The sequence below is a fragment of the Pseudoalteromonas sp. MelDa3 genome, assembly GCF_002863625.1.
Lineage (GTDB): Bacteria > Pseudomonadota > Gammaproteobacteria > Enterobacterales > Alteromonadaceae > Pseudoalteromonas > Pseudoalteromonas arctica.
The window spans coordinates 31722-45681 of record NZ_PJBR01000018.1; the positions used below are offsets into that span (position 1 = coordinate 31722).

Sequence of the window (13960 nt, forward strand, 5' to 3'; positions counted from 1 at the left end):
TACGTATCTAAGTTAATCGTAACATTTACAAAAAATAATTCACTACGGTTTTAGTCTGATTTAGTTATATTTATTTATAGTTATAGTCCGATTTGTGGTAAAAATGAACGTTATTAATAAAAAACGTGCTGAGTTGTCTGAAAACCGTTCAAACAGTTATAAAGAATAAAAAAAAAGTTGACTTGTAAGGGCAAAACTCGTTTAATACGCCGCACGCCCAGATAGCTCAGTCGGTAGAGATGAGTGGGAATTGCATTAAAAATCCTTTAGATTTTTAATTAGCACTGTTTAAGTGCCTCGATAGCTCAGTTGGTAGAGCAGAGGATTGAAAATCCTCGTGTCCCTGGTTCGATTCCGGGTCGAGGCACCATTTATTAAAGTAGTGGTGTTTAATCAACAGTTTAAACATTATTACGCGTGCCTTAGCACACAGTTTTGTGTGCCGACTTAGCTCAGCTGGTAGAGCAACTGACTTGTAATCAGTAGGTCAACCGTTCGACTCGGTTAGTCGGCACCATTTATTTAAAGTAGTTTGAAAAGAAAGCTGTAATCAGTAGTCTGTTCAAATTACCCGTCGACTCGGTTAGTCGGCACCATTTATAAAGCTAAAAGTTAAATAATTATTTTACTTTTAGTTAGCACAGTTTATGTGCCTCGATAGCTCAGTCGGTAGAGCAGAGGATTGAAAATCCTCGTGTCCGTGGTTCGATTCCGCGTCGAGGCACCATTTATTAAAAGTTATCAATCTTTAAAATTGATAAAGTGCCTTAGCACACAGTTTTGTGTGCCGACTTAGCTCAGCTGGTAGAGCAACTGACTTGTAATCAGTAGGTCAACCGTTCGACTCGGTTAGTCGGCACCATTTATAAAGCTAAAAGTTAAATAATTATTTTATTTTTAGTTAGCACAGTTTATGTGCCTCGATAGCTCAGTCGGTAGAGCAGAGGATTGAAAATCCTCGTGTCCGTGGTTCGATTCCGCGTCGAGGCACCATTTATTGAGAAGCCTTGCTTATGCAAGGTTTTTTTATTTTAAGTGCTTTATAAAAGTTCTCAATCTTTAAAATTGAACGTGCCTTAGCACACAGTTTTGTGTGCCGACTTAGCTCAGCTGGTAGAGCAACTGACTTGTAATCAGTAGGTCAACCGTTCGACTCGGTTAGTCGGCACCATTTATTTAAAAGCCTCGCTTATAGCGAGGCTTTTTTGTTTTCAACTTGAGAATTAAAAATACCCATAGTTAAGAGCAAAGCAACTGACTTGTAATCAGTAGTCTGTATAAGTTATCCGTTCGATTAGGTTAGTCGGCACCATTTATTTAAAAGCCTCGCTTATAGCGGGGCTTTTTTGTTTTCAACTTGAGAATTAAAAATACCCATAGTTAAGAGCAAAGCAACTGACTTGTAATCAGTAGTCTGTATAAGTTATCCGTTCGACTCGGTTAGTCGGCACCATTTATTCAAAAGCCTCGCTTATAGCGGGGCTTTTCTGTTTCTATATGTCTAATACCAATCCGCAATAAGACTTAATCAATTTTAGGGATTAAACCTGACGCTAACTGCGTTAAAAATTTCTGATATAGAGCAACTAAATAACGAAATTTTTGCCTTGTTATCGACACGATTTTCTTACCTCAAAATAGATCACTTAATTAAGCGAATTGGTATAATCTCTTAGACACACTACAAAAAGTTAATTTTTTATTATTAAAAATTGCTGATCATTTGCTCATTTTTACCGTATAACTGGCTATTATGTTAGTTCATCGCTAGCTATGTAATGTTATGTAAAGTAGGTTGAGCAAAAGTTGCCAAAGTGCTTGAATTACGTTCATAAATAGCAGTAATTTAGGTTTAATTATGATTTGGCAATGCAAGCCAACCCTATTGGCAATTAGTGTGATGCTGCTTAGCGGCTGTGCGAGTGATTTTAACTCGTCGCAGCGCATGCAAGCGCCTAATAATATGCCACAGCAATGGCAGCAAGAAGCATCAAGCTCGGTATTAAAAGTACAAGAGCAATGGCTTACACAACTACAAAACCCTACGCTTAACAAATTTGTACAACAAGCACTTAAAAACAACCAACAGCTTTTACAAACTAGTTACGATGTAGAAATTCAAAAACAACAGCTTATAGTATCGGGCGCTGCGCTTTGGCCTAGCCTCGATTTATCAACGCGTACTAGCCGTAGTAAAGACAACCGCCCAGTGAGCTACGACAACGCAAGTTCAGTTAGTTTAAACTTAACTTACGAGGTTGATTTATGGGGTAAGCTTTCAGATTCAAAGCGCGAAGCTAATCTTAACTATTTAGCGCAACAGGCACGGTTTGAGCAAGCTAAACAGCAACTCGTTGCTGATGTGGTAACAGGCTGGTTTGATGTTGTTACATCGCAACAATTACTCGATTTATTTAAACGTCGCGAAGCCAATGCACAGCAGAGCCTTGATATTATCGAGTCTGGCTATCGCCAAGGTATAAACGAAGCACTCGATGTATATTTAGCCCGTAATGAGCTCAATACTGAACGCGCTCGCATTGCCACTCAAACGGCGAACCTATCGGCTTCAGCACGTGTACTTGAGCGTTTACTGGGTGAATACCCAAAAGGTGCCATTACTGCTAGTAGCGACTTACCCGTTATTAATACCGATATTCCACTAGGCTTACCTTCTGAACTTATAACACGTAAACCTACGCTGCGAGCAAGTTGGTATGATCTTTTAGCCACCGACGCTTCATTGGCGTATGCGCACAAACAACGCTTTCCAAGTTTAGATTTAACAGCTTCACTAAGTGATAGCACCGACAGAGTAAGCGACTTGTTTTCTCCATCAAGCCTTGCATGGTCGTTATTAGGTAGTATTTCAGCACCACTTTTTGAGGGCGGACGCTTAAAAGCGAATGAAGAAATAGCGCGCCTTAATACTCAAAAGCAAGAGCAACTTTATTTGCAAACGCTTTACGATGCATTTGGTGATGTAGAGAATGCGATTTCACAGCAGCAGTCTCTTAAATCACAATATAGCAGCACCCTTGAGGCGCAAGAAAACGCACTTGCAGCAGAGCAGTTGTCGTTTGAGCAATATCAAAGTGGCTTGGTAACTTACACTACGGTGCTTGACGCACAAGATAGGTCTTTCGATGCACAAAGCTCCTTAATCGACATTAAAAACCAATTAATAGCTAACAGAATTAACTTACACGTTGCCCTTGGTGGTGATTTTGCAAAGCCCTCAAGTGAACTAAAGAGCAATAATGATGAAAACTAAAACAGCAAAAATTATTATTCCAGCGGTGGTTATTATTGCCACTATTTTAATTGTTATGTTTATTAAAGGTAATCCGCCAGAGGCTAAACGCTTTGGCTCACCTCCTAAAGCATCAATAAGCGTGGCTGCGCTTGAGCTTAAACCACAAAATTACCAAGTGATGATTGATAGCTACGGTACGGTAAAACCACGTACACAAAGTTTATTAGTTGCTCAGGCATCTGGGCAAATAATTGAAGTAAGTGATGACTTTAGAGAAGGCGGCTTTTTTGAAAAGGGCGACGTACTTTTAAAGCTAGACGATAGAGATCATCAAGCTGAAGTTAAATCTGCTCAAGCCAATTTATTAACGGCAGAGCAAGGCTTATTAGAAGAAAAAGCGCGTGGACAACAAGCTATTACTGATTGGAAACGCCTTGGCGGCTCAAATCAGGCAAGCAGCTTAGTACTGCGTGAACCACAACTTGCAGCAGCCGAAGCAGAAGTTTTATCGGCGCAAGCAGTACTTGAAAAAGCCATGCTTGATTTAGAGCGCACTAAAGTAACCGCGCCATATGCGGGTCGTATACTTAGCCGTAGTGTTGATTTGGGGCAAGTTGTTACTAACAATACCCAGCTTGCCACTATTTACGCAATCGATAGCGTAGAGATTCGTTTACCGATTAAAAATAAAGATCTTCCGTTCGTAAATTTACCAGAGCAATATCGTGATGGCGCCAAAAATCAAGCAGGTTCAATTGTTAAATTTACCTCTGACTTAGTGGGTGAGCAAACGTGGCAAGGGCAGCTAGCGCGTACCGAAGGTGCTATAGATGAAGGTGCACAACAGCTTTACGTAGTTGCTAAAATTAACGACCCATATAAAGCAACGGCTAATAACCAGTACCCAATAAAAATAGGGCAATACATAAAGGCGCAAATTACCGGTAAAACAGTTCCTAACGCACTTATAATCCCTAACAGTACTATTTATCAAGGGACGTATGTTTATGTTGTTGAAGAGGGTGTACTCAAGCGTAAAGACATTACACTTGCTTGGCAAAATGCGACACAAGCGATGATAAAAACGGGATTAAATCCAAATGATAAACTGGTTATTACTCCACTAGGGCAAGTGAGTTCTGGAACTCAGGTAAGTATTTTAGGCGAACAAAGCACAGAGCAACCTAAAAGCCGAGGAGCTAATGGGCAAGGTAAAGGAAAGCGCCCGACGCCAGAGCAGCTTGAGCAAAAAGCAAAAGAGCAGGGTATTAGTGTTGAAGAGCTAAAAAAACGCCGCGCAGCAAAGCAAGGAGATAAGCCATGATCGCTTGGTTTGCCAAAAACCATGTTGCTGCTAACTTATTGCTAGTAACGCTGTTACTGTCGGGACTTTTTAGCTTATCAAGCAAAATACCGCTTGAGGTATTTCCTTCATTCGAAACTGACATGATAAGCGTAAATGTAAGTTTGCGTGGTTCAACACCAGAGGATGTAGAGCAAGGTGTAACTATACGAATAGAAGAAGCAGTACAAGATTTAGAGGGCATAAAGCAAATATTTAGTCGCTCTTCTGAAGGTTCTGGCTCTGTGACAATAGAAGTGGAAAGCGGTTACGACCCTCGTGAGCTTTTAGCTGATATAAAAAGTCGTGTAGACGCAATTAACACTTTTCCAGCCGATGCTGAAAAGCCGATAGTAGCGCTTGCTGAGCGAATTCGTGAAGTTATCGCGGTTACCGTATCGAGTGACTATGGCGAAAAAGAAACCCGCGAATACGCAGAAACAGTACGCGATCAAATCCTACGTTTACCTAATGTAACGCAGGTAGAGCTAAGTGGCGTTCGTGATTACGAAATAGCCATTGAAGTAAGCCAAGATATTCTTCGTCAGTACGATTTAAGCTTGGCACAAATATCGAGTGCTATTTCAAACTCAAGCTCAGATATTTCTGCTGGTAACTTAAAAACAGAAGGCGGGGACGTACTTATAAGCTCTAAAGGGCAAGCATATCGTAAAGATGAATTTGCCAGCATTGTTGTTAAAAACCAAGCCGATGGCACTATTATTCGCTTAGGTGATATAGCGACTATAAAAGATGATTTTGAAGAAACACCAGTACGTACTCGCTTTAATGGTAAGCAAGCTGCATTTATCGACGTATATCGAATTGGTCCACAAAGTGCGATTACAGTTGCTGACGATGTTAAAAACTACATAAAAGAGCAACAAAGCTCTCTCCCGCAAGGGTTTGAACTAAGTTACTGGGATGATGATTCGGAGCTGGTTAAAAGTCGTATTTCGACCCTTACTACCAATGCTTTACAAGGCGGTATTTTAGTACTGGCTTTACTTACTTTGTTTTTACGCCCTGCAATTGCATTTTGGGTATTTATTGGTATTCCGGTTTCGTTTATGGGCGCGTTTATAGCGATGCCTATTTTTGGCGTAACCCTTAATATTATGAGCTTATTTGGCTTTATATTGGTACTGGGGATTGTTGTTGATGACGCCATAGTTACCGGTGAAAACGTCTACACCCATTTAAAAACAGCTACGTCGGGCGAGCAGGCCGCAATTTTAGGTACTCAAGAAGTAGCAACACCAGTAACATTTGGTGTGTTGACTACCGTTGCTGCCTTTTTACCTTTGGCCTTTATTGAAGGGGCGCGTGGTGCCTTGTTTGCACAAATACCGGTAGTGGTTATTCCGGTATTATTGTTTTCATTGATTGAATCTAAATTTGTACTACCAGCACATTTAAAATATATAAAACTACGCCACGAAAAAGGCGAACCTTCAAAGTTTGATGTTATTCAACAGCGTTTTGCAGATGGATTTGAAAACGCGATTTTAAAATACTATCAACCCACTTTAAATTTAGCACTGCGCCATAAATTGGCTTCGGTAAGCTTGTTTATTGGTGTATTTGTTATAATTTTAACCATGATCACCAGCGGTTGGACTAAGTTTGTATTTTTCCCGCGCATACCAAGCGAAACAGTCCGCGTTAACTTAACACTACCAACAGGTACACCGTTTGAAGTAACTAATAAATACGTAATTGACATGTCGCAAAAGGCGCAGCAATTACAAGAAAAGTACCGCGATCCGGATACTGGCGAAAGCGTTATTTTAAATATATTAGCCACAACAGGCGGGCGTGGTGGTGTATCTAATTCAGGCTCTGTACGCTTTGAAATAACACCGGCTGAAAAGCGTGAATCAGACATAGGATCACGAGAACTTGCCAGCGAATGGCGCGATTTAATTGGTGTGATACCAGGCGCCGAAAGTTTAACGTTTAGAGCCGAAATTGGCCGAAGTTCAGACCCCATTGATGTTCAGCTTAGCGGCACTTCGTTGACTATTTTACAAGACGTGGCTGATCACATTAAAACCCGTTTATCGACCTATCCAACGGTATTTGATATTGCCGATAGTATGTCCGACGGTAAAGAAGAGTTACAAATAGAGCTTACGCAACAAGGTTTAGCGCTGGGCTTAAATAGAGTCAATGTAGCAGGACAAGTACGTAACTCGTTTTTTGGCTCGCAAGCACAACGTATTCAGCGAGGCAGGGATGACGTACGTGTAATGGTACGCTTACCTATAGATGAGCGCCGCTCTGTAGCTGACCTACAAAACATACTTATAAATACGCCTGATGGAGGCTCAGTGCCTTTATCGCACGTGGCAACACTTACTGCTGGGCAAAGTCCATCAACTATTAATCGAATAGACCGTTACCGCACATTAAACGTAACAGCCGATATCGAAAAAAATAATACCAACATGACCATACTGCAGGCTGACCTAACGGAGTATTTAGATGGGTTAATGCAGCAATATCCTGGAGTAGATTACAAACTAGAAGGTGAGGCTAAAGAGCAAAGAGAGTCGTTTGGGTCGTTGGCTTGGGCACTTGTGTTTGTATTTTTTATTATTTATGCGCTATTAGCAATACCGCTTAAATCTTACTTACAACCAATCATAGTAATGAGTGTTATTCCATTTGGCATGATAGGTGCTGTAGTAGGGCATTGGATCATGGGAATGGACTTAACTATTATGAGTTTACTCGGTATGCTTGCGCTAACCGGGGTGGTGGTAAATGATTCGCTTGTACTCGTTGATTTTATTAATAAAAAGCGCAGTGAAGGTGGTAAAGTTCTCGATGCTATAAAAATTGCAGGTGCATCACGTTTTCGCCCTGTAATGCTAACTAGTTTAACGACCTTTATTGGCTTAATGCCATTACTGTTTGAAAAAGCGACTCAGGCACAGTTTTTAATACCAATGGCGGTGAGCTTAGGGTTTGGGATTATTTTTGCTACCTTTATTACTTTATTGTTAGTACCAATAAACTACATGCTAATGGAGCGTTTTCAAGGTTGGTTTAAATAACTTCACTCTTAAATACGTGATTATTAAAGCTGTAGGTAAGCAATTACCTGCGGCTTTTTTATAAGCTAAAAAGTAATATTAGACAATAGAAGATAAGTGAATAAAAAATTTAAATAAATATAAGAATAAACAGGAAGGTTAATTTTTTTTGATAAAGCCTTTTAAAGGCGAGGGTTTGCTAAAAAGGTGTTCCCCAAGATACGGTACTCGGTTTCAGTCCTGAAACCAGAAGGTTTCAGGGCGGGAATCTGCGGTTTACCGTAGACTTCTCGGTACATGCCGAGCCTGCACAATAGTAGACGAACAGAAACCCTGGTATAAAATTTATCGGCTCAGGGACTTAACTAAGCTCCGGTACCCCAGGGAACAATTTAAGTATATAAGACATAATCCAATCCTTAAACCCCAAACGTAAAAAATTATATCGTTCGCTTAGTTTTTCCGCACCTTTAACTCATCATTTACTTTATCGCATGGTTTTTGAGCTTGATCATACAATTAATTGGAGTTGCTTTTTATCGAGTGGTAGCATTGCCTTAACTTGCAAAGCGAAGATTCGATTATGAACGATTTACCCGATTACGAAAAAGCTCAACTGCTTTTAGAAAAAAACGAAATATTTGTATCACCTGCCGAAGCGCATGGCGTGATTAGTGGTTTACTTGCGTGTGGTTTAACCATTGACGACAAAGAATACTTAGGCCTTTTGAGCGATGTGTTTAACGATGGTGAATCGTTTAGTAACGATTTAAAGCAGTTTTTTGGCACTATTTATAAGCAAGTAGTCGCGAGCTTTAATGATGATGAATTTCAGTTTGATTTATTTTTACCAAGCGACGACGAAACACTCATCGATCAGGCTAATGGCCTCGTATCATGGGTAGCGGGTTTTATGCTTGGTTTTGGTTTAAAGCAAAAAGACTACGGTAAACTATCGAGTGATGTTAAAGAGGTTATTACTGACTTTAGCGAAATCACTCGCCTAGATACTACTTTTGAAGAAACCGAAGAAGACAGCCAAGCGCTGCACGAAGTGATTGAATATGTGCGTGTATCAGCACTACTTTGTTTTGCAGAGCTTGGTAAAGAGCAAAGTACGCAAAGTACTAAAAAAACACTTCATTAACTTTTAAAAAGTAAAACGGGTTGGTTAATAATGGTTGAAGTACAAAAGTCAGAATTTAAAGCACGTCGCGAGCGCTTACTTGCTCAAATGGATGAAAATAGCGTTGCTATTATTCCCGCTGCGAGCGAAGTGACGCGCAGCCGCGATACCGAATATGCATTTAGACAAGATAGCGACTTTTTTTACTTAACTGGCTTTAACGAACCCGACGCCGTACTTGTACTCTGTAATAACAGCGATGCACCCAGTACTTTATTTTGCCTAGATAAAGACAAGCTTGCAGAAATTTGGCATGGCCGCAGAGTTGGCTTTGATAAAGCTAAAAGTGACTACTTGTTTGATGAAGCTTATCCGCTAAGTGAATTAAACGATAAGACACTCGATATGCTAAATGCAAAAAATGCGATTTATTTTGCACAAGGTGCTTATCCCTCATTTGATACCAAAGTGTTTTCGTTACTAGGTACGCTTCGAAGTGGCTCACGAAAAGGCCTCAAAGCACCGAGTACTTTAAAAGAGATACGCGGCCTAATTCATGAAATGCGTTTGTTTAAATCGCCAAGCGAGATAGATGTTATGCGAGAAGGCTGTGAAATTAGTGCGCGAGGGCACATGCGCGCTATGCGTTATTCGCATGCCGGTGCCACAGAGTTTCAGCTAGAAGCAGAGCTACATCATCATTATGCAATGAATGGTGCGCCTCATCCTGCGTACGGCACAATTGTTGGTAGTGGCGACAACGCCAATATTTTACATTACACACAAAATAGCGATGTTTTAAAAAGTGGTGACCTAGTACTTATAGACTCCGGTTGTGAGTTACAAGGTTACGCTGCTGATATAACGCGTACATTTCCGGTAAATGGTCAATTTAGCGAAGAGCAAGCCGCGCTTTATAATATTGTACTTAAAGCGCAAAAAGTTGCTTTTGATGAGGTAAAACCCGGTGGTTATATGTCGTATGCTAATAAACGTGCAATGGAAGTAATGACCCAAGGTTTACTTGATTTAGGTATTTTAATTGGCGACTTTGACGAGCTAATGGCAAAAGGTGCGTGTAAAGAATATTACATGCACGGGCTTGGGCATTGGCTTGGTTTAGATGTACATGATGTTGGCGATTACAAAGTAAATAACGCTGAGCGGGCATTTGAGCCGGGTATGGTACTCACTATAGAGCCAGGGCTTTATATAAGCGAAGACTCAAGCGCACCGCAAAAATACAAAGGCATTGGCATTCGTATCGAAGATAACTTGCTAGTTACCGAAACCGGCCATGAAAACTTGACCCTAAGCGTACCTAAAAAAATTAGCGATATAGAAGCACTTATGCAAAGTGCTAAAAACGTATAAAGCTCGGAGAGTAAAGTGGCTAAGCAGTTTGATGTAGTTATTATTGGCGGTGGTTTAGCGGGAGCAAGCTGCGCATTAAGTGTGGCTAAAACTAATCCCGCGTTAAATATTGCCGTTGTAGAAGCGAATCAAGTAACCGGCGACTACCACCCAAGCTTTGACGACAGAAGCATTGCACTTGCTCAGCAATCGGTAGAGTATTTACAAAGCCTCAATTTATTTGAGCAAAATGCCCCTTACACCGCAGCAATCAAAAAAGTGAGCGTGTCTGATAGAGGCCACTTTGGCAAAGCGCACATTAATTGCGACGAATTTGCTAAGCCCTCACTTGGTTACGTAGTAGAAGTAAATCCATTTGGCCGAGCGCTCCACCTGCGTTTAACGCAGTCAAATATTACGCTTTTGTGCCCCGATAGCGTAACTGCCATCGAGAAAACTCTGCATAGCAATACACTCACCCTACAAAGCGGCGAGCAATTAAATGCAGCACTATTGGTTATTGCTGATGGCGCACAATCACCAACACGCAATTTACTCGGGCTTGGTTTTAATACCCTGCCTTATGAACAAGGCGCTATTATTGCTAATGTAGAAGTGGCTGGTGGGCATAATAATCATGCCTTTGAGCGCTTTACACAAAACGGGCCTATGGCGTTATTACCCATGAGCAATAACCGTTATTCGTTAGTGTGGTGTATGCGCCAAGAGCAGGTTAAACAGCACATGGCACTCAGTGAACAAGATTTTTTAAGTGCCCTGCAAAGCGCGTTTGGTTATCGCGGTGGTCAATTTACTAAAGTAGGTATGCGCACGAGTTACCCGCTCGTTTACGGGCAAGTTGAGTCTTTAACTGCGCACCGTACAGTGGTTATTGGTAATGCTGCACATGCTATTCATCCTATTGCAGGGCAAGGTTTTAATTTAGGTCTTCGCGACGTACAAGTACTTAGTAATTTAATAGCAGATAGCCAGCACGATTTAGGCAGCTATGCGTTTACACGTGAATATTCAAAAAAGCGCAGTGATGATATAAAAACCGTAATGAGTTTAACCGATGCACTTGTTAGGCTTTTTTCGAACTCATCGCGAGTGCTCGCATTGGGGCGCAGTATTGGGTTGTTTTCGATGGATTTATTTCCCGCATTAAAAGCGCCATTAGCTAAACAGTTAATGGGGCAAGTTAAACAAGGTAGGCGTTTATGAAGCAAGCACAGGTTTGTATTGTAGGTGGCGGCTGTGTAGGGCTAACACTAGCACTTGGATTGGCAAAAGCCGATATAAGCGTCGTTGTACTCGACGGCGCACCAACACAAGCGTTACCAACTAATGAATATGGTTTGCGTGTAAGTGCGTTAAGCATTGCAAGCCAAACCTTGCTTGAACAATTAAATGTATGGCCCGAAATTATCGCACAGCGAGCGTGCGCTTATACACATATGGATGTACGTGATGCCGACAGCTTTGGCAAAATAGCGTTTAATAACGAGCAACTTGAGCTTGAACATTTAGGCCACATTGTTGAAAACGACATTATCCGCTTTGCGCTTATAAAAGAGCTAGAGCAACAAAGCAGTGCAACACTAATGTTTGATACACAGTATCAGCAAATACATCAAAGCGAATCTGATGTATTTATAACACTTAAAAGCGGCGAGCCAATTATTGCAAAACTGCTGGTGGCGGCTGATGGTGCAAATTCAGCTATACGTAAACAATTTAATATGGCGCTTAGTTTTAAAGATTACGATCACCATGCGCTAGTCGCGACAGTTAAAACTAAAGAGCAACATGCAAACACCGCACGCCAAGTGTTTTTACCAACAGGCCCACTCGCATTTTTACCACTGAGCGATGCCAACACCCATTCAATAGTGTGGTCTACCAGCCCCAATCATTGTGATGAATTGTTAGCAATGGACGACACCGCTTTTAATAAAGCTGTAATGGCTGCCATAGATGGCCAATGCGGCCTGTGTGAAGTGCAAAGTGCGCGCGCAGCATTTCCTCTTAAAATGCGCTACGCCCAGCAATGGGTTTCAGGCAAAGTGGTACTCATTGGCGACGCTGCACATACAATCCATCCACTTGCAGGGCTTGGTATGAACCTAGGCCTAAAAGATGCGGCTTATTTAATTGAGCTTTTAACAAGCGATAGTAAGGAGTTTGCAAGCACTCGCACACTGCGCGATTACGAGCGCACTCGTAAGCTCGATGCACAAAAGCACATCGCTATGATGCAAGGGCTAAAAGAGTTATTTGAAGGTGCAAACCCAGTTAAAAAACTTATTCGTGGAGTAGGGCTATCATTAGTTGATAATCTTGGGCCAATCAAGCACCTGTTCGCCAAAGAAGCGATAGGCAAATAAGTAGGTTGGGTTGAGCGAAGCGAAACCCAACAGATAAAGTAAAGTGATGAGCTTGATTAAAAAAACCGATGTTTAATTTAAACATCGGTTTTTTTTATGAAGGTTTTAAATATATTTAAAGCCGCGCTTTTCACGCGAGCAAGTTCGGCGTCTACATGCAAAGTTTAACACTGAGCTTAATTTTACCTGTAGGCGTTTAGCTTGCTGACGCGACGAGCGTAGCTCGTAATTACTATCGTTAGTTAAAAAGCGCTTTGCGTTAAATCAGTTACAAATTCTTTTGTGCTTCATTCACCATATCTTTGAGCGCATCAATTAACAGCGGGTCTTTTTTGTTTTCTTTTGCAAGCTCGAGTGCGTGTTTCATGCTGGTAACGGCTTCTTTAAACTGTTTGTCTGCAGTGTACCCTTGCGATAAACGCATGTGAGAATAAGTTGCATTTGGGTAATGGGTAGTAAAGTGTTTAAGCGTGGTAATAGCTTTAGCTGTATTACCAAACTTTTGCTGGCTATGAGCAAACTCTACGTATACATCTTGTGGAATTTTAAGCTCAAACCCGTACTTATCACTAAGTGCTTGGTAATAACCTGTAATGAGCGATACATCAGCAAACTTTCCGTGCTCGTCAGTAACCTTAAATATTAGGTCGCTAAATAAGTGAATTAGGCTATCGCTAAGCGCTGGTAGTATAGTGCCCATATGAGTAAAAGCGGGATAATGTTTATATTCCCATTTAAGCTGCGAGGGCGTTTGTTGTTCTAAATTTACCAAAGTATTTAATACGCCTGTATAAAAGCGTGCTCCTTCGCTTGCTACACTAATAAATAACGATTGACCGCCTTTAGGGTTTTTAGTGTATTTTATAATATTATTTTTTAATTCCTCATCACTCCACCAACTGTTTGGGCTTATAGCTATATAGTTATTAAATAACTCAGGCTGATTAACTAAAGTATAAAGCGCCAAAGTACCTGCATTAGAGTGGCCAATTAAGGTGTTGTAGCCGTTAGTTGAGTAATTACTGTTTATATGAGGCATGAGTTCATCAGACACAAACTTTAAAAACTTGTCGGTTTGTCCTGCGTCAGGCCATTTGTTTTTAACAAAAGTTTGAAACTCTGTTTTAGGCTCGCCTTCTACTTTGGGTAAATAATCGCGAACACGGTTAGTTGTATCAATACCAACGAGCATTGCGTTAGGTATCTGCTCGTAATCAACAAGGGATTTAATAACACCAGACACCGTATGAAAGTGCTCAACACCATCAAGTAAATAAATAACATAAAGCGGCTGATCGTCTTTTACAGTGTCAGGTATGAAAATTTTAATGGGTCTGTCTTCGTTAAGTATTTTTGACTGCAGAATGACTTTTTTACCAACGGTTATGTCAGTTGTATTGGTTTTTGCGTGGCTTAAAAATGGTGTACTAAAAGTAAGTATTAATACAAGCGATA

At 40.9% G+C, this 13960-nt stretch carries 8 protein-coding genes, 6 tRNA genes and 1 other RNA gene; 13 read left to right on the top strand and 2 right to left on the bottom strand.

Annotation, left to right across the window (positions count from 1 at the left end; translation table 11 throughout):
- Positions 1–294: 294 nt before the first annotated feature.
- From CXF89_RS06005 to CXF89_RS06050, 9 genes are all read left to right on the top strand, one after another.
- Positions 295–370, top strand: a tRNA-Phe gene (locus tag CXF89_RS06005).
- 71 nt (positions 371–441) lie between these two features.
- A tRNA-Thr gene (locus tag CXF89_RS06010) sits at positions 442–517 on the top strand.
- A gap of 134 nt (positions 518–651) precedes the next feature.
- A tRNA-Phe gene (locus tag CXF89_RS06015) sits at positions 652–727 on the top strand.
- Positions 728–786: 59 nt separating this feature from the next.
- A tRNA-Thr gene (locus tag CXF89_RS06020) sits at positions 787–862 on the top strand.
- A gap of 55 nt (positions 863–917) precedes the next feature.
- A tRNA-Phe gene (locus tag CXF89_RS06025) sits at positions 918–993 on the top strand.
- A gap of 102 nt (positions 994–1095) precedes the next feature.
- Positions 1096–1171 (top strand) — tRNA-Thr (locus CXF89_RS06030).
- A 687-nt stretch (positions 1172–1858) separates the two neighbouring features.
- Positions 1859–3274 (top strand): efflux transporter outer membrane subunit, encoded by a 1416-nt coding sequence (locus CXF89_RS06040; RefSeq protein WP_121954079.1) that lies wholly within the window; start codon positions 1859–1861, stop codon positions 3272–3274.
- On the top strand, positions 3264–4580 hold the full coding sequence (locus tag CXF89_RS06045; RefSeq protein WP_010554901.1) for an efflux RND transporter periplasmic adaptor subunit: 1317 nt from the start codon (positions 3264–3266) through the stop codon (positions 4578–4580). The genes CXF89_RS06040 and CXF89_RS06045 overlap by 11 nt, the downstream gene beginning before the upstream one ends.
- Positions 4577–7660 (top strand): efflux RND transporter permease subunit, encoded by a 3084-nt coding sequence (locus tag CXF89_RS06050; protein ID WP_007587324.1) that lies wholly within the window; start codon positions 4577–4579, stop codon positions 7658–7660. Before CXF89_RS06045 ends, CXF89_RS06050 begins: the two co-directional genes overlap by 4 nt.
- Positions 7661–7846: 186 nt before the next feature.
- On the opposite strand, the gene ssrS is transcribed toward CXF89_RS06050, so the two are convergent.
- Positions 7847–8029, bottom strand: a non-coding RNA gene (gene ssrS, locus CXF89_RS06055) — 6S RNA.
- A gap of 193 nt (positions 8030–8222) precedes the next feature.
- Between ssrS and CXF89_RS06060 the strand changes: the two genes are divergently transcribed.
- The 4 genes from CXF89_RS06060 to CXF89_RS06075 are packed head-to-tail and all read left to right on the top strand — an operon-like array spanning position 8223 to position 12505.
- Entirely contained in the window at positions 8223–8786 is a 564-nt protein-coding gene (locus CXF89_RS06060) for a UPF0149 family protein (protein ID WP_007587323.1), read from the top strand.
- 30 nt (positions 8787–8816) lie between these two features.
- Positions 8817–10139: a Xaa-Pro aminopeptidase gene (gene pepP, locus CXF89_RS06065; protein WP_121954080.1), complete on the top strand. Its 1323-nt coding sequence runs from the start codon at positions 8817–8819 to the stop codon at positions 10137–10139.
- 15 nt (positions 10140–10154) lie between these two features.
- Complete coding sequence (gene ubiH, locus CXF89_RS06070; protein WP_121954081.1) at positions 10155–11342, top strand: 2-octaprenyl-6-methoxyphenyl hydroxylase; 1188 nt, start codon at positions 10155–10157, stop codon at positions 11340–11342.
- On the top strand, positions 11339–12505 hold the full coding sequence (locus tag CXF89_RS06075; RefSeq protein ID WP_121954082.1) for an FAD-dependent monooxygenase: 1167 nt from the start codon (positions 11339–11341) through the stop codon (positions 12503–12505). Before ubiH ends, CXF89_RS06075 begins: the two co-directional genes overlap by 4 nt.
- Before the next feature lie 268 nt (positions 12506–12773).
- Here CXF89_RS06075 and CXF89_RS06080 read toward each other — a convergent pair.
- The coding region (locus CXF89_RS06080; protein ID WP_257983183.1) for an alpha/beta hydrolase-fold protein at positions 12774–13960 on the bottom strand (1187 nt) is incomplete at its 5' end.

What these genes read in the sequence shown, in the direction of transcription:
- CXF89_RS06060 (WP_007587323.1), top strand. Translation starts at nt 8,223, where the DNA reads ATGAACGATTTACCCGATTACGAAAAAGCTCAACTGCTTTTAGAAAAA.
- CXF89_RS06040 (WP_121954079.1), top strand. Translation starts at nt 1,859, where the DNA reads ATGATTTGGCAATGCAAGCCAACCCTATTGGCAATTAGTGTGATGCTG.
- CXF89_RS06045 (WP_010554901.1), top strand. Translation starts at nt 3,264, where the DNA reads ATGAAAACTAAAACAGCAAAAATTATTATTCCAGCGGTGGTTATTATT.
- CXF89_RS06050 (WP_007587324.1), top strand. Translation starts at nt 4,577, where the DNA reads ATGATCGCTTGGTTTGCCAAAAACCATGTTGCTGCTAACTTATTGCTA.
- pepP (WP_121954080.1), top strand. Translation starts at nt 8,817, where the DNA reads ATGGTTGAAGTACAAAAGTCAGAATTTAAAGCACGTCGCGAGCGCTTA.
- CXF89_RS06075 (WP_121954082.1), top strand. Translation starts at nt 11,339, where the DNA reads ATGAAGCAAGCACAGGTTTGTATTGTAGGTGGCGGCTGTGTAGGGCTA.